At 58.5% G+C, this 16,631-nt stretch carries 14 protein-coding genes; 11 read left to right on the top strand and 3 right to left on the bottom strand.

Annotated elements, in window-relative coordinates; genetic code table 11:
- Positions 1–34: 34 nt before the first annotated feature.
- From AYM40_RS27620 to AYM40_RS27605, 4 genes are all read left to right on the top strand, one after another.
- Positions 35–1,219 (top strand): acetyl-CoA C-acyltransferase, encoded by a 1,185-nt coding sequence (locus AYM40_RS27620; RefSeq protein WP_063499304.1) that lies wholly within the window; start codon positions 35–37, stop codon positions 1,217–1,219.
- A 34-nt stretch (positions 1,220–1,253) separates the two neighbouring features.
- Complete coding sequence (locus AYM40_RS27615; RefSeq protein WP_063499303.1) at positions 1,254–2,228, top strand: NAD(P)H-dependent flavin oxidoreductase; 975 nt, start codon at positions 1,254–1,256, stop codon at positions 2,226–2,228.
- Between the two features lie 170 nt (positions 2,229–2,398).
- Positions 2,399–2,845 carry a MaoC family dehydratase gene (locus AYM40_RS27610; RefSeq protein WP_063499302.1) on the top strand — a complete coding sequence of 149 codons (447 nt, stop codon included), beginning with the start codon at positions 2,399–2,401 and terminating at the stop codon, positions 2,843–2,845.
- Positions 2,846–2,901: 56 nt separating this feature from the next.
- Positions 2,902–3,618, top strand: a complete 717-nt coding sequence (locus AYM40_RS27605; protein ID WP_063499301.1) for a hypothetical protein — start codon at positions 2,902–2,904, stop codon at positions 3,616–3,618.
- Positions 3,619–3,764: 146 nt separating this feature from the next.
- On the opposite strand, the gene AYM40_RS27600 is transcribed toward AYM40_RS27605, so the two are convergent.
- Positions 3,765–4,334: a TetR/AcrR family transcriptional regulator gene (locus tag AYM40_RS27600; protein WP_063499300.1), complete on the bottom strand. Its 570-nt coding sequence runs from the start codon at positions 4,332–4,334 to the stop codon at positions 3,765–3,767.
- 230 nt (positions 4,335–4,564) lie between these two features.
- Between AYM40_RS27600 and AYM40_RS27595 the strand changes: the two genes are divergently transcribed.
- The 4 genes from AYM40_RS27595 (at position 4,565) to AYM40_RS27580 (ending at position 9,571) form a co-directional block, all read left to right on the top strand.
- Positions 4,565–5,308, top strand: a complete 744-nt coding sequence (locus tag AYM40_RS27595) for an SDR family oxidoreductase (RefSeq protein WP_063499299.1) — start codon at positions 4,565–4,567, stop codon at positions 5,306–5,308.
- 50 nt (positions 5,309–5,358) lie between these two features.
- The gene (locus AYM40_RS27590; protein ID WP_063499298.1) at positions 5,359–5,955 is read left to right on the top strand and encodes a 2-hydroxychromene-2-carboxylate isomerase; all 597 of its coding nucleotides are present in this window, start codon (positions 5,359–5,361) and stop codon (positions 5,953–5,955) included.
- Positions 5,956–6,099: 144 nt separating this feature from the next.
- Entirely contained in the window at positions 6,100–7,749 is a 1,650-nt protein-coding gene (locus AYM40_RS27585; RefSeq protein WP_063499297.1) for an AMP-binding protein, read from the top strand.
- Between the two features lie 34 nt (positions 7,750–7,783).
- Positions 7,784–9,571 carry an acyl-CoA dehydrogenase C-terminal domain-containing protein gene (locus AYM40_RS27580; protein ID WP_063499296.1) on the top strand — a complete coding sequence of 596 codons (1,788 nt, stop codon included), beginning with the start codon at positions 7,784–7,786 and terminating at the stop codon, positions 9,569–9,571.
- A 1,154-nt stretch (positions 9,572–10,725) separates the two neighbouring features.
- On the opposite strand, the gene phaP is transcribed toward AYM40_RS27580, so the two are convergent.
- Positions 10,726–11,301: a TIGR01841 family phasin gene (gene phaP, locus AYM40_RS27575; protein WP_063499295.1), complete on the bottom strand. Its 576-nt coding sequence runs from the start codon at positions 11,299–11,301 to the stop codon at positions 10,726–10,728.
- A gap of 677 nt (positions 11,302–11,978) precedes the next feature.
- A complete protein-coding gene (locus AYM40_RS27565; protein ID WP_063496178.1) occupies positions 11,979–13,325 on the bottom strand; it encodes an IS4 family transposase in 1,347 nt (448 codons plus the stop codon).
- Between the two features lie 341 nt (positions 13,326–13,666).
- Here AYM40_RS27565 and AYM40_RS27560 point away from each other — a divergent pair, with 341 nt between their 5' ends.
- From AYM40_RS27560 to AYM40_RS27550, 3 genes are all read left to right on the top strand, one after another.
- On the top strand, positions 13,667–13,939 hold the full coding sequence (locus AYM40_RS27560) for a helix-turn-helix domain-containing protein (RefSeq protein WP_063499293.1): 273 nt from the start codon (positions 13,667–13,669) through the stop codon (positions 13,937–13,939).
- Positions 13,940–14,390: 451 nt separating this feature from the next.
- Complete coding sequence (locus AYM40_RS27555; protein WP_063499292.1) at positions 14,391–15,131, top strand: 3-ketoacyl-ACP reductase; 741 nt, start codon at positions 14,391–14,393, stop codon at positions 15,129–15,131.
- A 488-nt stretch (positions 15,132–15,619) separates the two neighbouring features.
- Entirely contained in the window at positions 15,620–16,474 is an 855-nt protein-coding gene (locus tag AYM40_RS27550; RefSeq protein WP_063499291.1) for a MurR/RpiR family transcriptional regulator, read from the top strand.
- Positions 16,475–16,631 lie beyond the last annotated feature (157 nt).

Genomic DNA, 16,631 nt, shown 5'->3' with positions numbered 1-16,631 from the left:
CACCGCCCGCCTCCTGGAGGAACTGATACACATCATGAGAGAAGCTGTCATCGTTTCTACGGCTCGCACGGGAATCGGCCGGGCCTACAAGGGATCGCTGAACATGACGAAATCACCGGCTATGGTCGGCCACGTGGTTTCGCATGCTGTCCAAAGAGCCGGAGTCGACCCGAGCGAGGTCGATGATGTGGTAATCGGTACGTCGATGGCCGCAGGTACCTCTGGCATGAACGTCGCGCGTTTGGGAGCGCTTGCAGCGGATCTGCCGTTGACCGTTGCGGGTCAGACTGTCGATCGACAGTGCGCCTCCGGCCTCATGGCGGTATCGATCGCCGCCAAGCAGATTATTGTCGACGGTATGGATGTCGTTGTTGCTGGCGGACAGGAGAGTATTTCGCTGGTACAGAACAAGTTCGTAGACTGGGTCGGCGCTGACGCCGACAGCGCGTTGGTCGAGCGTGTGCCTAACGCTTACATCCCGATGCTTCAGACAGCAGAGATCGTTTCAAGGAAATATGGCGTGTCTCGGGAGGCGCAGGACATCTACGCTGCGGAGTCGCAACGTCGTACTGCTGTGGCGCAACGTGAAGGGCGTTTCAGTAAGGAAATTGTCCCGATGAAGGTCACCATGGCAGTCGCCGACAAGGAAACTGGGACGATTGGCTATCGCGAGGTGACGTTGGATCGCGACGAAGGAAATCGTCCGGACACCACAGTAGACACGTTGGCACAGGTCAGACCTGCCATTCCTGACGGGGTCACGACTGGCGGAAACGCAAGCCAGTTATCCGACGGTGCATCAGCCAGCGTCTTGATGGACAGCAGGTTGGCGCAGCGGCGTGGCCTGCAACCGTTGGGTGTGTATCGCGGTATTGCAGTGGCGGGATGCGCACCGGAGGAAATGGGTGTCGGGCCCGTCTTTGCCGTGCCCAAACTGCTGGCGCGTCACGGACTGAAAATCGACGACATAGGTCTCTGGGAATTGAACGAAGCGTTTGCGTGTCAGGTGATCTATTGCCGGGACAGATTGGGTATCGATCCGGAGAAGCTGAACGTGAATGGTGGTGGCATTTCAATCGGCCATCCCTATGGCATGACCGGGGCGCGCCTGGTGGGTCACGCCCTGCTCGAGGGGAAGCGTCGCGGCGAAAAATATGTCGTTGTCACCATGTGCATCGGAGGCGGTATGGGTGCCGCCGGCCTGTTCGAAGTTGTTTGAAATTCAAGTCACGTTTGCATCAAAGGAAACCCTCATGAAGACACGTATCACCGAGCTGTTTGGCATTGCGCATCCGATTATCCAGGGCGGCATGCACTTTGTCGGCCTGGCAGAGCTGGCGTCAGCGGTCTCGAACGCAGGCGGTCTTGGGCTGATCACTGCGTTGACACAGAAGACCCCGGAGCTGCTTTCCAAAGAGATTGCGAAGTGTCGCGAGATGACAGACAAGCCCTTCGGCGTGAACGTCACATTCCTTCCTACATTCTCGTCGCCCCCCTATCCGGAATACATTGCTGCGATCGCGGAAGGGGGAGTGAGGATCGTCGAAACGGCGGGACGCAGTCCTGAACAATATATGCCGCTGTTCAAAGCCGCGGGCATCAAGGTGATCCACAAATGCACGTCTGTTCGCCATGCGCTCAAGGCGGAAAAGATCGGTTGCGACGCCGTCAGCGTGGACGGATTTGAATGCGGCGGACATCCGGGCGAGGACGACGTGCCCAATATGATCCTTCTCCCGCGCGCAGCAGACGAACTCAAGGTTCCGTTTGTGGCATCGGGAGGCATGGCAGACGCTCGCAGTCTCGTCGCCGCGCTCGCAATGGGAGCCGATGGGATGAACATGGGCACGCGCTTCGTTGCGACCAAAGAAGCGCCCGTGCACGAAAACGTCAAGAAGGCGATCGTGGCTGCGACGGAGCTGGATACGCGGCTGGTCATGCGCAGCCTGAGAAATACCGAGCGCGTCCTGAAGAATACCGGCGTCGATCGCCTGCTCGAAATCGAACGGGAGAGAGGCGGCGACCTGCAGATCGAGGACATCGTCGAACAGGTTTCCGGTGTCTATCCCAAGGTCATGCTCGATGGCGAAATGGATGCAGGCGCGTGGAGCTGCGGGATGGTGGCGGGTCTGATCGACGACATTCCTACTGTGAAAGAACTGATCGATCGCATCATGTCCGACGCCACGAGGCTGATCCATGGGCGGCTGGGACAACTGCTCGGCTGATCGAGGCGGCAATGGTCGGTTAGTACCCGGTCTGCGTGTTTCGCGCGCGGGCATTTTTCAAAACGTGGGGCACGCCGATGTCGAAATGACGACATCGGCGCTGTCGGTCGCCTATCCGCAGTCCGGGGAGGCTTGCCGCCGTTATCGCAGGTACAACGGGATTGATGAATATGGAGCTACTTTATCTGGAAGACCTCTCTGCCGGGATGCGCTTCGAATCCGGCTCCTTTGCCGTTGACGAAGAAGACATGAAGCGATTCGCTCAACAGTTCGATCCGCAGCCCTTCCACCTTGACGAGGAGGCCGGACGCTCGACGTTCTTCGGCGGACTCGTCGCCAGCGGCTGGTATACCGCTGCGATCACAATGCGACTCTGGACTTCGGGTGGTCTTCCGTTCGCCTGCGGCGTCATTGGCATGGGTGGCGAAATCGGTTGGCTGAAGCCGGTCAGGGCGGGGGATGTGCTGCGTGTCGTCAGCACGATCGTTGATGTGACGACGTCGAAGTCGAAGCAGGACCGAGGCATTGTCGCCGTATCCGCCGATACGCTGAATGAGGCGGGTGACGTGGTGTTCAATGCTCGTCCGAGATTTTTGGTGTTCGCTCGTCCGCGTTGAGCGCACGAGCTACGAACGAATTCGAATCACTATCCGAGGAAACAGGAGTTTTTTCGATGAATCAATTACTGGCATCCGTCCTTCGGGCGCATGGCGGGGTTGAGCGCTGGAATAGCTTTAGCAACGTTGCCGCGACGATTGTCAGCGGTGGTCAATTGCTCGATCGCAAAGCGCCACAAGCTCCTGAGCCACGCCGTGTGATGGTTTCCACGCACCGGCAAGCGAGTTCGATCACACCGTTTGGCACGGCAGACAGGCTTGCGCGCTTCACGCCGAACCGCGTGACCGTGGAGACGCTCGATGGCGACATGCTGAGCGAGCGGACGAATCCGCGCGAGCACTTTGCTGGGCACGATCTGGATACGGCGTGGGATCCATTGGACCGGGCGTATTTTGGCGGCTATACGCAGTGGATCTATCTCAACGCGCCGTTCATGTTTACGTTACCCGGGGTGACGGTCGAGGAAGGGGCTCCGCTTCGACATGGAGACGAGACGTGGCGTGCGCTGCGCGTGACCCTCCCGCCGGATATCGTCAGCCATAGCGCCGTCCAGACGTTCTACTTTGGCGATGACTTCCTGCTGCGCCGCCAGGACTACACGCTGGATATTGCTGGAGGTTGTAACGTTGCGCATTACACGTCCGATTTAGCGGAATCGAACGGCCTGCTGATTCCGAATCGAAGAAGGGCCTATCTCTGTGACGACAACTACAATGTCCTGGAAGATCGGCTCCTGATCTGGATCGACTATACGGACATTCAAATCAGCTAGGACTGTAGCAAGTCGGGAACCGGCCGTCGCCAGGAAGATGACGACGTCGGTTTGTCGATATGGAGGCGGCGAAGATGGCTGGCGAATGTATCTACGCCTTGGGTGGCGACGAGTGGAAATATCCGCCGACATCTCACCGCCGCCACTCAGCGCAGCGAATCCATCGCGAGGGCTTTGGCCAGAAATCGGCGGCTGGCCGCCAGGATCTCCTTTCGTGTGCGCTCGGTCTCGACGGCACGCGCGAGCACCAACGCCCCCACACACTGAGCGATGAGTGCCCACGCCGCGTCGGAATCGCCGGTGCGATTGCTCCAGCTCTTCTGGATGCGTTTGACTGCGTCCTCAACGGCCTCGCGCACATCGGGTGCTGCGCGGGCGATCTCCGGCCCGAGCGTGGGAAGGACGCAGCCTTCCTCGGGGTGCAATGCGTGAAAGGAGCTCAAGTAGTTTCGTAGGCACTTGGCTACATGATCGACAGGGGAGGTGCCGTCGCCAGCGAGCATCTCGGTGCTCTTTTCAACTTCCTCGGCAACCAGGGCCTCGAAGAGCGCATCCTTGGACGGGAAGTGGTTGTAGAAAGCACCGCCAGTGAGCCCGATCGATCCCATCAGCGCATCGACGCCCGTGGTTGCGAACCCGCCGCGCTTCGCAATGGCTTTGCTGCTGGCTATGAGTCTTTGGCGGGTTTCTGCCTTGTGGGTACTGGAGTAACGCATGTTGAGGCTCCGCTAAATTCCCTCGGTGACAATCCTTACAGGATAGCATAACCGTCGTTTACCAATCATTCAAGCCCGAGTTTCTCCGGGTCTGCCGACGTCGCGCTATATCGCCCCAATCCCTTCGATCTCTCGGTCGTTGTGTGAAAGCGATACTAGGGTAATCAATGACTAGGCATATTCGCGGTGTCGATTTATAAATGAACGTGCGTTAATTAAAGGAGATGAGCATGGCAGGTGAAACAACAAATAAGCGGCCGGCGGCACTGGTGATCGGCGCGGGCGATGCAACCGGAGGGACAATTGCCCGCAGGTTCGCGCGCGAGGGCATGGTTGCTTGCGTGGTGCGTCGGCAGGCCGAAAAACTCGAACCCTTGATCAAGCAGATCGAGGCGGAGGGGGGCACGGCGGTGGGGTTCGGGTCCGACGCTCGCAAGGAGGAAGACGTCATCGATGTCGTGTCGAGGATCGAGCAGGAGATTGGTCCGATTGAGGTGATGGTGTTCAACATCGGCGCGAACGTTCCCTGCAGCATTCTTGAGGAGACCGCACGCAAGTACTTCAAGATCTGGGAGATGGCCTGCTTCAGTGGATTCCTGTACGGGCGGGAAGTGGCCAAACGCATGGTCGCCCGACAGCGGGGAACGATTATCTTTACCGGGGCGACTGCGGCGATTCGCGGATCCGCCAATTTTGCAGCCTTTGCGGGAGCGAAGCACGCGCTGCGTGCCTTGGCTCAGAGCATGGCGCGTGAGCTCGGGCCAAAGAATATCCACGTCGCACACGTGGTTGTGGATGGTGCGATTGACACGGACTTCATCCGGGAGAATTTTCCGGAGCGGTACGCGACAAAAAGCGACGACGGCATTCTTAATCCGGAGCATATCGCGGATAACTATTGGCATCTCTACACCCAGTCGCGTGACGCCTGGACGCACGAGCTCGACCTGCGTCCGTGGCGAGAGACGTGGTGACACGTGGCGAGAAGCGCTGCTCAACCCTATCTGTTATCCAGGAACCGCATATGTCCAAACGCATTGACTTCTACTTCGATTTCGGTAGCCCTACCGCATACCTTGCCTGGACGCAATTGCCGAAGATCGCCTCCGAGTATGGCGCGGAGCTTGCATTGAAGCCCGTACTGCTAGGCGCAATCCATAAGGCTACCAACAACGCGTCGCCGGCTACGGTTCCGGCAAAAGCTGCATGGATGCAGCGAGATCTGGCGCAGTTCGCGGCGAGTTACGGCGTCCGTTTCGAGCATAACCCGTACTTTCCGATTAACACGCTTGTCTTGATGCGCGGCGCAACGGGTACACGGATGCGCGACGAGGGATTGTTCGATCGCTATGTGGACGTGATCTTCCGGGCGATGTGGGAAACGCCCCACAACCTTGGGGACATGGAGACGCTGAAAGCGGTGCTGCGAAACGGAGATCTCGATCCGGAGCTGATCTTCGAAATCGTCCAGGATCCGGCAGTCAAGGAAAAGCTCAAGGCAGACACCGATGCGGCGGTTGCCAGAGGGCTCTTTGGCGCACCGACTATGTTTGTTGGTGAACAGATGTTCTTCGGGCAGGACCGCCTCAATTTCGTGCGGGATGCGTTGCAGTTCGATTGATGCGACTGCTGCGGCCGCAGCGGCTGCGCTTGTGCCGGCGTGTTTCGCGAGCCGGATGGCGCGGCTTCCGGCTGAGCAGCGGTAGCCGCCAATCCGGGCTGCGCAGCAGTTCATTACAGAAAATGCTAACAGGAGACGGGAAACATGGAGCGGATTTGGCAGCCGCAGTATCAGGATGGAGTTCCTTTTGAGATCGACATTGACGGATACCATTCAATCGTCGACTTCCTCGATCGGGCAAGTGCGGAACGCCCCGACCAGACCGCATTCGTATGCGTCGGATCGTCACTTAGCTTCAGGGAACTGGATACATTGAGTCGTGCTTTTGCGAGCTACTTGCTGAATGTTGAGGGACTCAGTGCCGGGGACCGTGTCGCAATCATGCTGCCGAACCTTCTGCACTATCCCATCGTCGTGTTCGGCGCATTGCGGGCCGGTCTGACGCTTGTCAACCTTAACCCGAACTACACGACTCGAGAGATACTCTTCCACATGCAGGACAGCGGTGCGAGCCTGCTGGTGGTTTCCGAGAAGTCGATCGCCGCTGTGCCAACGGAGATCGACGGCAAAGCTCGCAAGATCGTCGTGGTCGCGGCTGGCGAAATGCAGTCATTCAGGGAACTGGCAAAGGGCGTCGAAGCTCCTGACATCGATACGAAGGCTAGCCCCGTGGCGGCGGGAGAACGCCGCTTCATCGATGCGCTCACGATTGGGCGGCGCACGCCGCTTTCGGTGCCGACAGTCACGCTGGATATGATGGCCTTTCTGCAGTACACGGGGGGGACGACCGGCAAGCAAAAAGCGGCTGTGCTCACTCACCGGAACTTTGTCGCGAATATTCAAATGATGTCCGACTGGTTCCGGGCGGGCTTCGGGAAGGCAGACGAGTGCCTGGTGACCATTCTGCCGATGTATCACATCATGGGACTATCCATGGGCTGCATTTTTTCGGTCGCCATGGTACGCAAGAATGTACTTATCCCGAATCCTCGCGATCTTGAGCATTTCGTCAGCGAGCTTCGGGATCACCGCTTCACTTTTCTGCTCGGCGTGAACACGTTGTTTAACGCACTTCTGGAGTATGAGCCGTTCCGAAATCAGGATCTCAGCTGCCTCCGGCAAACTACCGGAGCGGGTGCTCAGGTGGAACCGGAAGTCGCGAAAAGATGGCGCGAACTGACGGGTTGTCGCCTTCAGGGGGCGTATGGGCTGACGGAGGCATCGCCGGGCGTTTGCGCGATGCCGCTTCATTCGGCAGGGCACGAAGGCAGTGTTGGCTTGCCGTTTGCGTCGACTGACCTTGTACTGCTCGACGATGAAGGGAACGAAGTCCCTGCCGGCGTGGCGGGCGAAATTGCGGTCAAGGGACCGCAAGTGATGAGTCGCTACTGGAACCGGCCGGAAGAGACGCAGGCGGCGTTCACTCCGGATGGCTTTCTGCGCACCGGCGATATCGGCATGGTCGATCCGGACGGTTTCCTCACAATCATCGACCGCAAGAAGGACGTCGTATTGGTGTCGGGCTTCAACGTATATCCGAACGAGATCGAGTCGGTCGTGAGTTCGCATCAAGGGGTTCTTGAGTGCGCGTGCATTGGCGTACCAGATGAAAAGACCGGCGAAGCACTCAAAGTATTTGTCGTAGCCCGCGATCGCATGCTTACGGAAGACGCCCTTCAGCAGTTTTCTCGCGAATTCCTGACTGCGTACAAGGTGCCCCGGCAATTCGAATTCATCGACGCCCTGCCGAAGTCGCCGGTAGGAAAAGTGCTCCGTCGCGCGTTGCGCGCCTGAATTGACAACCTAATGGGAAAACTCAGACACGACAATGGGTAAATATAATCCGCCAATACGCGACATGCATTTTGTTCTGCATGAATTGCTGAACGTCGAAGCACGCTTTGCGCAGATGCCGCCGTACCAGGACCTGGATGCAGCCACAATCGACCAGGTGCTCATAGAGGCCGGCAAGTTTTGCAGCGAGATCCTGCAGCCGTTGAATCTGTCTGGCGACCGCGAGGGCTGTACGCGTGAAAGCGCCGGAGAAGTCAGGACACCGTCTGGATTCAAGGAAGCATATCGTCAGTACATGGAAGGCGGGTGGCCGGCGCTCACGTGCTCGGCTGATTTCGGTGGGCAGGCGTTGCCGCAGGCGGTGGGCAACGCGGTTACCGAAATGATGTGCGCTGCGAATCAGGCATGGAGCGCGTATCCGATACTGTCGCACGGTGCATACAACTGCCTGCACGAGCACGCGAGTGACGAACTGAAGCGCTCGTATCTACCGAAGCTCGTTTCCGGTGAATGGGCCGGGACGATGTGCCTGACTGAAGCGCACTGCGGATCGGATCTGGGATTGTTGAGAACACGGGCCGAACCGTCCGAAGACGGCTCTTACCGTATTACCGGCACAAAGATCTTTATCTCGGGCGGCGAGCATGATCTGACCGACAATATCTTGCATCTGGTGCTCGCACGAATGCCAGACGCCCCGCCAGGTTCGAAAGGAATCTCGCTGTTCCTTGTTCCCAAGTTCCTGCTTGATGATCCTGGCAAACCCACGGTGCGCAATTCAGTGCAGTGTGGGGCGATCGAAGAGAAGATGGGAATACACGGAAACTCGACCTGCGTGATGAATTTCGACGGCGCGCGCGGATGGCTTGTCGGGGAGAAAAACAAGGGCTTGAACGCGATGTTCGTGATGATGAACGCATCGCGTCTCGCGGTTACCGTGCAGACGGTCGGCCTGAGTGACTTTGTGTACCAGCAGTCAGCGGCGTATGCAAAGGAGCGGCTCCAGATGAGAAGCGGATCCGGGCCAAAATTTCCGCAATATTCTGCCGATCCCATCATCGTGCATCCCGACGTGCGGCGCATGTTGCTGACTCAAAGGGCTTACACCGAGGGCGGTCGTGCATTGACCGCATGGATCGCCGTTCTCGCTGACGAGGAGGCCTCGCACGGCGACCGTGCAAGGCGTGCCGATGCCGCAGCTCGCGTGGCGCTGCTCACACCGGTGGCTAAAGCGTTTCTGACCGACAACGCCTTTGAAAGCACAAATTTGGGCATGCAGGTGTTCGGTGGTCACGGTTATATCGTCGAGTCCGGCATCGAGCAGTACGTCCGCGATGCCCGCATCAGCCAGCTATACGAAGGGACGAATGGGATTCAGGCATTGGATCTCGTCAATCGGAAAGTCGTGAAAGACGGTGCCACGGCATTGAACCGTTTGTTCGACGAGATTGAGGGCTTCGCGCTGGCGTGTTCGGCCGACGTGGATATGGCCCAATTCTCACGCTCGCTGCTGGTGGCGCTTGCACAAGCGCGAAGCGTGACGGGCATCATTCTCGATGGTGCATCGGAAAATCCGGATTCGGTCGGCGCGGCCGCCGTTCACTATGCGCGCGTAATCGGCCACCTGTTGCTCGGCTATCTATGGGCGCAGATGGCACGGATCGCGCTGGCGCAGACCGGATCATCGGACCGCTTTTACTCGACAAAGTTGGCAACAGCCCGCTTTTACTTTACGAGACTTCTGCCGGAAATCAGCTACCAGATTGAAATTATCGGTACGGGGCCGGAATGTCTGATGGAAGTTGACGATGAATCGTTTTGATTGCCAAAGAGATTTCACGGGGGAATGATGTCGCGACCCCGCTGCACGAAGCGGGGTCATCTGCCGCAGCGCCGTTAGCCCTGCGCAATGCTGGCCTGCGGTGCGCGCGCCACAAAACCGAAGTTGCAAACGAATTCTGTCCAGCGATTGCAATCAATGTTGGCCCCGCGCAGCAGTGGGTGGACGGTAGCGTGTCGTCCATGCAAGCGCTCTGGCGATTACGCATGACGCCGGTGCGTTGTGGGTCACATGCGGGAGACGGACTGCATAAGCGAAGGCATCCAGTCTGCGTCGCGCTGTGCTCCGATTTATGCACGGTGGGTATTTTGATATTCCTGCGCCAGGAGCAGGCATAGTGCGCCAAGTGCCTCCAGGTGCGCAGCCTGTTCAGGACTATCTATTTCGCGCGACCCTAGGACATCATCCAACATCGGCGCGAGCAGTCTCAGTCGCGCGAAGGAAGAGTCATCCAACAGCATTTTTCGTCTCCGCTAAAGGGCCGGTGCTCGGTCAAGTGAGTACCGAGAGTCGTTTCTTATCCTGACTTATTTGCCGGGGTGGGCCGTTGGCACAAACTTTTATGCCCCGCCCACGCAGAAGCAAGATCCCATCGAAGCTGACCAGTTATTAGCTCCGGGTCTCACTCGGGCGGGAACACGCGCCAGGCACCGTCATCGTGCCGGAAGAAAAAGAGCGCAACCGGGCCGTCCGGTTGCCGTGCCTCAACGCATACATATCGGCTCCGCCTGGAGCCTGTGCGACCGAATCGGGTTACCCGAACGGGCGTCTCCGAAGTTGGCATCAGCCATTTTTCAACCAGCGAACGCAAGGATGTTTCTGCGGTATTCATCGCTCGTTCCCGTTGGTTCGGCCGCGCCCTGTCGCAATCGCCACGACGCAACTTCGGCCACAAGGGGCCGGCCACTTCGCGTGATTGATACTGCACACAATCGAACGAAGCAGCGGTGGCGACATGGGCGACTTTGCCTGCTAATTTCTAGTTCGGGACGCAGCCCCATGACGGCGTCCGGGGCATACTGGACGCCGCCGGACTCCGAAAGTCCACCCGCTGAAAAAAGCTGGCAGGGAGTGCTTGAAGAAGCAGGGGGCTTGCTTGAAGAACTTGACGTCGGTGGCCGACATCGAAAACGCTACTACTTCTCCACGGCGTCCACTGCTACAACGACCTGTCCGGTCCGCCTGGCCGAGGCGGAAGACGCAGCGCTAACATTGCTTTCGGCAATCGCTACTGCTTGCTTCGTCGCTTTTTTGGCCGTTTCGTATGTCACGCTGGAGGCCTCGTTAGTTGTCTTGATGAATGCCTTCAATGCCGACAAGGCGGTCTCGAATCCTGCCGGGGTGTCCTTCGAGAGACCGTCGAATAACGCTTGTGCATTGTGCTGGTGCTGCTTGAACTGAGCTTCAGCGATCGCGGCGATTTCGGCTTGGGTACCGGATATGATTTCGTAGACGTGTCGCCAGTACGACTGCGCTTTTTCTGTGGCGGGTTGTACCTCACGCGTCTGCAGCGCGTATAGCTCCTGTGGGTCTTTGGCCGAAAACGCCTTGGCGATGATGTCCTGATTTTTGGCAACGGTCGATTTGACCGCTTGCAGGTTCAGCTCAGCCAGCTTCTCAATGCCTTCGAAACCTTTGGTCAGGACACCAAAGGTTGCCTCAAGGGCGGCTTTATGCGCGGCTATCAGTTGTTCGGGCACAGGACTGCTCATTACTAACTCCTTAGGGATGAAGTGGCGAATGTCCGGGAGACCGACGAAGGGAATCACGGATGACGAGCCACAGGTTAGGAAGCGTTGGTGCGGTGCAGCAGAATCGATTCTAAGGTTGCGCACGCGGATGTCAATCGTTTATCGGCTGCTGACGATGCGCGGCGTGCGCCTGCGGCGCCGAATGCCTTGGTGGCATTGAAGCGCAAGGGCTATTTAGGGAGAAACCCTGGTGAGAGTGGGCCGTGTCTGGCATCCGGCCGAAACGTTTTGATTCGGCTTGTGCGGCGCCGCAAAAAAGCGGCGGCCAGGCTGCCGAAACCGTTTTGCCGCGCGACGGAATTCGAGGCGCCAAGTCGTTGCCGCTGGTGCACCAACTCGAGTTCGCCAGCTGGAACGCCACCGCCAACTCGCCGGTCGAACGCCCGCGCGCGTTGCAAGCTGCTCGCGCGTCGATACAGAAACTATGATGAACCGTCCTGCGCCGCGGTCACAGCTTGCAAACGAGACCGTTCCGTGCGCGAAGCGCCTTCGACCACGCCCTTTTGGCACAATCCATTCCGAGAAATCCGAGCAGGCTCTTTCAATCGTCCTGCGAGGTACTGACGGTTTCAAATCGGCCATACGTTCGAGCACAGTTGCCGGCGATAAAACGGAGGCACGGGGCTTAAGGCATTTCGTTATACAGAAGTGTCGTAACCGTCGCGCAAGATCTGAATGGTGATCACAGCATCCATGACTCGCTGCATGCCAATCCACAGCGTCTTCGCGCCCGGTTCGCCGTCGCTCTTGCGCCCGAGGAATCCTCCCAGTGACGCGATCATCCGTATCACCTGGCTGAGCGTCGGTGGTTTTTTCGGACGCGCCTTCTTACAGAGCACGTGAGCGCCGTGTATCTCGTCAGCCGCGAAGAACAACGACGCGTCCAGCTCCGGACAGGTTCTGCCGACACGCATGAGCCGTGCGATACGCCACGATACGACCATGTACAGCGCGAGCGCCTTCTCCACGCGCTCCATCTGTGAGAGTTGCAGCGCTTCAACCCGGCAGGCGTTCTTCAGGACGTTGAAGAACATTTCTATTTCCCACCTCGCGCGGTACCAGTCAACGAGTTCGATGAGCGCATGCGCATCGCCCGCTTCGCGGTTGGTCACAAGACGCCAGATGACGGGCTTCACACCCGCTGGCGCATCCACTTCATACGCCTCGAGGCAGGTGAGCGTGACACCGGCACGCCCGGGCAGCGTGATGCGCTGGCTACGCAGTTCCTGCCTCACTTCACGCGCCTTCTGGCCGCTGCGCCCGGGCAGCACGAAGCTGATGTGGCCGACCACCTCACTGGCGTGCACCGTCTCCCACAAATTCGCTTCGCCCTTCAGGGCGCGATTGTGCTGCGAGCGCATCAGCCAGTCCGCCGGTTCACCCAGTTCCTGCGCACGCTGCATGAGCGCGGCGATGTCGCCTTCACGATCGGCCACATACACCAGTCGCGTGTCAGGCAGGGCCCGTGCCTGTTCGGCCACGATCTCATAGCTTTCGACCCACCGCACACTTTCCCTGACACCGCCACGCCTGCCGTTTGCATCGCGTGGTTCGCGCGCCCACATCCATGCGTTCATCACACCCAGCGGCTCCCGATCCGGTGTCACCGCATAGGTCGCGTGAAGATACATGCCCACCTGTGCTTCATAACTGAGCGGGCCGGCCCCTTCAATGTCCTGACCGTTAAAGTTCAGCTCTGTCGTATCGGCAATGCAAAGCACCACCGGCAACTGCCCCATGCGCGTCGTGGTACGGTCCCAATGCGGCTGCATCATGTCGCGCCAGTCGATGCGCTCATTGCCCAGAAAACGATATGCCGCCATCGTCTCGGCCCAGCCTTCGCACGCGCCCGGAATGCTGGCCGTGGGCCGGCTGGCGAACCGCTTGACCAGCTCCTTCGCGCGCCGGTCTCGCCGTGGATCACCCAAATCCAGCGTCTCAAATTCCTCGTCCACCCATGCTCCCGCGTCGTCTCGAGTCTTCATGCCGAAAATCCGAGAGTAAACGCGAAATCCGCATTGTTAACAACCCCCTCCTGGCTGATTTGCTATCCAGCATCGATTCCAGGCACGTCGATTTGTGTATAAGGAAATGGGCTTAAGGTGGTGCAGCGATTTCCTACGAATTATTTTTCGTTTGACACCAATGTGCAGGCCGAGGAATAGTGAGGTGGTCAACGTACCTGCTGCGTCGTGCTCTTGCAGGGTTACGAGAGACACAACATGGCGTCACGAAGCTGTAATGACGAACGTGTAGCCTCATGCGATGCCACGAGTGAGTTGGCGCTGAATTGTATAAAAATATAAGCTGAGAGACATCAAACAAGATGAACCGGAGTACCGAAAATATCGACCACCTCGAACGTAGCGTCGGGGACAACCGCCTCAGGCACGCTCTCGCCGCACGCCTTGACAGAGCATTTAAACGGGCCGGCGTCAGCTCGGCCCAGGCCGCGAAGTGGTTAGGCGTGAGTGAAGACGACGTGCAGTATTGGCTGCGCGGAATCACGGTTCCGCCGCTAAACGCTTGTACGCGTCTCGCCGCTATCCTCAATCTCGATGTGCACTGGCTTTGCACGGGGCAACCCCAGGTCGCCTAGGCCGCCTTCTTGAGAATCGCGTCCCCCAGTGAGTCCAGATGCGGAAAGTTAACGCACGTTAAATGACGGAAGCTGCGTGAATAAAAATCGACCAGCGCGCCAGGGGAGCCGTCGCTTTGAGCGGCCATCGCGTTAGACCAACGGGGATGCCGTCGACGTGTTGCCCCAAGTGGGTTGGCACTTAATGGGCAACGCAGAGGACTGCTTGTGGAAATGCGTTGGCTATACCGAGGTAATGAACCCGAGAATGGGGTGGGAATGCGGCCACGCTTTTTTTTCACAGGACAAATCGCTCTCACCGTGAAAGAATGGTGCAACACAACGACCCCGGCCAATCAGTCGAATGAGATGGATCGATATTCGTGAGCGGGACTCGCTACGGCGGAAATATTTTGCGGCTTCACTTGCAAGAATTTAGTTCACTAACCGTTACGGAAATTGAGAGCAGAAGATGGCAAAGCGAATTGCGTACGTGACTGGCGGCATGGGTGGTATTGGAACGCTGATATGTCAGCGTCTCTATAAGGATGGACTCACGGTCGTGGCCGGATGCGGGCCCAACTCGTCGCGACGGGAACGATGGTTAGCCGAGCAGGCCGAGCTTGGATTCTCCTTCACTGCCTCGGAGGGTAATGTCGGGGACTGGGAATCGACAGAGGCCGCTTTCGCGAAGGTGAAGAAAGAGGTCGGTGAGATTGACGTGCTGGTGAACAATGCCGGCATCACGCGGGACGGCGTGTTTCGCAAGATGTCGCGGGAGAACTGGAACGCTGTCATTGATACGAACCTGACGAGCCTGTTCAACGTGACCAAACAGGTCATCGAGGGGATGGTTAGCAAGGAGTGGGGCCGAATCATCAACATCTCGTCGGTGAACGGACAGAAAGGGCAGTTCGGTCAAACCAACTACTCGACTGCCAAGGCGGGCATCCACGGTTTCACGATGTCGCTTGCTCAGGAAGTGGCGACAAAGGGCATCACGGTGAATACGGTTTCACCCGGGTACGTCGGAACCGATATGGTTCGTGCCGTACGTCCCGAAGTACTGGATGCAATCGTCCAGAGCATTCCTGTGCGTCGGCTAGGCGAGGCGTCGGAGATTGCCTCGATTGTCTCGTGGCTTGCGAGTGACGAAGCGGGCTTCGCTACTGGGGCGGATTTCTCGCTCAACGGTGGCCTGCACATGGGTTAAGAATCGGCCCGGGGCGAGAAGGGCACGGCCCTAAAGGTCATGGCTCTAGCGCCCACGACAAGGCGCTAGAGCATTTGAAAGAGAGACCCGGCCGATGACCTTTCACGAAGGCGCGACGCAGGGGACTTGCGAGATGCATAGGTTGTACCGATACCAAGACTTCACCATCGAGGTGAATGCGGAGTCCATCGACGGAAATCCCAGATGGAAAGGTTCTTTCCATACCGGTCGGATACGTCGCGGTCGTTCACATTTCATGCGGAAAGCTCCACAACAATTCAACGGTTGAGCGTCGGTCAATGCGATGGTCGACCAGTCGCTAGCGAGGCCGAAGCCTTGATGCGAGGCTAACTGTCTGGGACAACAATGTTTGCGGCAGGCCAGAAGTCGTTTGCAAGCCACCAACACGCTGGAAGTTCTGTTGGATGCGATGCACCGGGTGGTAACATTTGTTGTCATCCTTATCGGCCGCACACCCGGACCATCGCATGCCCGACAGTTTTGACCAACTCGCCGCCCTGATCCGGGCGCGCTTTTCCGAACTGAGTCCGCAGTTCCAGATGGGAGCCGGGTTCCTGCTCGATCATCCCGACGAAGTCGCGGTCTCGTCAATGCGCAAAGTGGCCGAGCGGGCGCAGGTGCAACCGGCCTCGCTGGTACGCCTGTCGCAGCAATTGGGTTTCCCTGGCTGGAACGAATTGCGCAACCTGTTCGTCGCGCGCGTGCGCACGCGGCCCGAGCCGCTCGCGAGCCGCGCCCGCTCTCTCGTCAAATCGAAAGACGCGCTGGCCCACGACCTGCTGGTCGCGCAACAACACAATCTCGAAGTCACTGCCGCGCATAACGGCCGCGTGATCGTGGAAACGGCGCGTCTGTTGCGGCGCGCGCCGCATGTGCATGTCGCGGGTTTTCGCTCCTGTTATGCAGTGGCGTTCGGCCTTGTCTACGGCTACCGGCTGTTCCGCCCGTCGGTGTCGCTGCTCAACGGCGAAGCCGGCACGCTCGAGATGCAGTTGCGCACGCTCGAGCGTGACAGCGCCACCATCGTCATCAGTTTCGCGCCGTATTCAGTCGAAGCGGCACGCGTGGCCGAAGCCGCGCTGGAAAAGGGCAGCAAGCTGATCGCGATCACGGACAGCGCGGTCTCGCCGATCGCGTTGAACGCCGATAAGGTGCTGATTTTTTCGCACGAAAGCCCGTCGTTCTTTCCTTCGCTGGTGGCTGCCACGGCGATCGCCGAATCGCTGGTCGCGCATCTGCTCGCGCTGGAAGGGGCGGGCGCCGTCGAACAGCTCGGCATTGCCGAGCAATCGCTGCATGACAAGGGCGCGTACGTGCCTTGATGTTCGCGCTCTGAGCGAGGCAGGCATCCGCGGCGGAGCATAGTCGCTCCGTTTGCTTCGTTCTCGTACCGTTTGACAACAAATGTTGTTTTGACGTATAAATGCGTACCGCTTGTTGAATAGGTGCGAGCCGTGGCGTCGAAGCAGGATTGGAGTC

Source organism: Paraburkholderia phytofirmans OLGA172, from assembly GCF_001634365.1.
GTDB lineage: Bacteria > Pseudomonadota > Gammaproteobacteria > Burkholderiales > Burkholderiaceae > Paraburkholderia.
This window is presented reverse-complemented; position numbering and strand designations above follow the sequence as displayed.

Coding starts and splice junctions, on each gene's coding strand:
- AYM40_RS27620 (WP_063499304.1), top strand. CDS start 35: ATGAGAGAAGCTGTCATCGTTTCTACGGCTCGCACGGGAATCGGCCGG.
- AYM40_RS27615 (WP_063499303.1), top strand. CDS start 1,254: ATGAAGACACGTATCACCGAGCTGTTTGGCATTGCGCATCCGATTATC.
- AYM40_RS27610 (WP_063499302.1), top strand. CDS start 2,399: ATGGAGCTACTTTATCTGGAAGACCTCTCTGCCGGGATGCGCTTCGAA.
- AYM40_RS27605 (WP_063499301.1), top strand. CDS start 2,902: ATGAATCAATTACTGGCATCCGTCCTTCGGGCGCATGGCGGGGTTGAG.
- AYM40_RS27600 (WP_063499300.1), bottom strand. CDS start 4,334: ATGCGTTACTCCAGTACCCACAAGGCAGAAACCCGCCAAAGACTCATA.
- AYM40_RS27595 (WP_063499299.1), top strand. CDS start 4,565: ATGGCAGGTGAAACAACAAATAAGCGGCCGGCGGCACTGGTGATCGGC.
- AYM40_RS27590 (WP_063499298.1), top strand. CDS start 5,359: ATGTCCAAACGCATTGACTTCTACTTCGATTTCGGTAGCCCTACCGCA.
- AYM40_RS27585 (WP_063499297.1), top strand. CDS start 6,100: ATGGAGCGGATTTGGCAGCCGCAGTATCAGGATGGAGTTCCTTTTGAG.
- AYM40_RS27580 (WP_063499296.1), top strand. CDS start 7,784: ATGGGTAAATATAATCCGCCAATACGCGACATGCATTTTGTTCTGCAT.
- phaP (WP_063499295.1), bottom strand. CDS start 11,301: ATGAGCAGTCCTGTGCCCGAACAACTGATAGCCGCGCATAAAGCCGCC.
- AYM40_RS27565 (WP_063496178.1), bottom strand. CDS start 13,325: ATGAAGACTCGAGACGACGCGGGAGCATGGGTGGACGAGGAATTTGAG.
- AYM40_RS27560 (WP_063499293.1), top strand. CDS start 13,667: ATGAACCGGAGTACCGAAAATATCGACCACCTCGAACGTAGCGTCGGG.
- AYM40_RS27555 (WP_063499292.1), top strand. CDS start 14,391: ATGGCAAAGCGAATTGCGTACGTGACTGGCGGCATGGGTGGTATTGGA.
- AYM40_RS27550 (WP_063499291.1), top strand. CDS start 15,620: ATGCCCGACAGTTTTGACCAACTCGCCGCCCTGATCCGGGCGCGCTTT.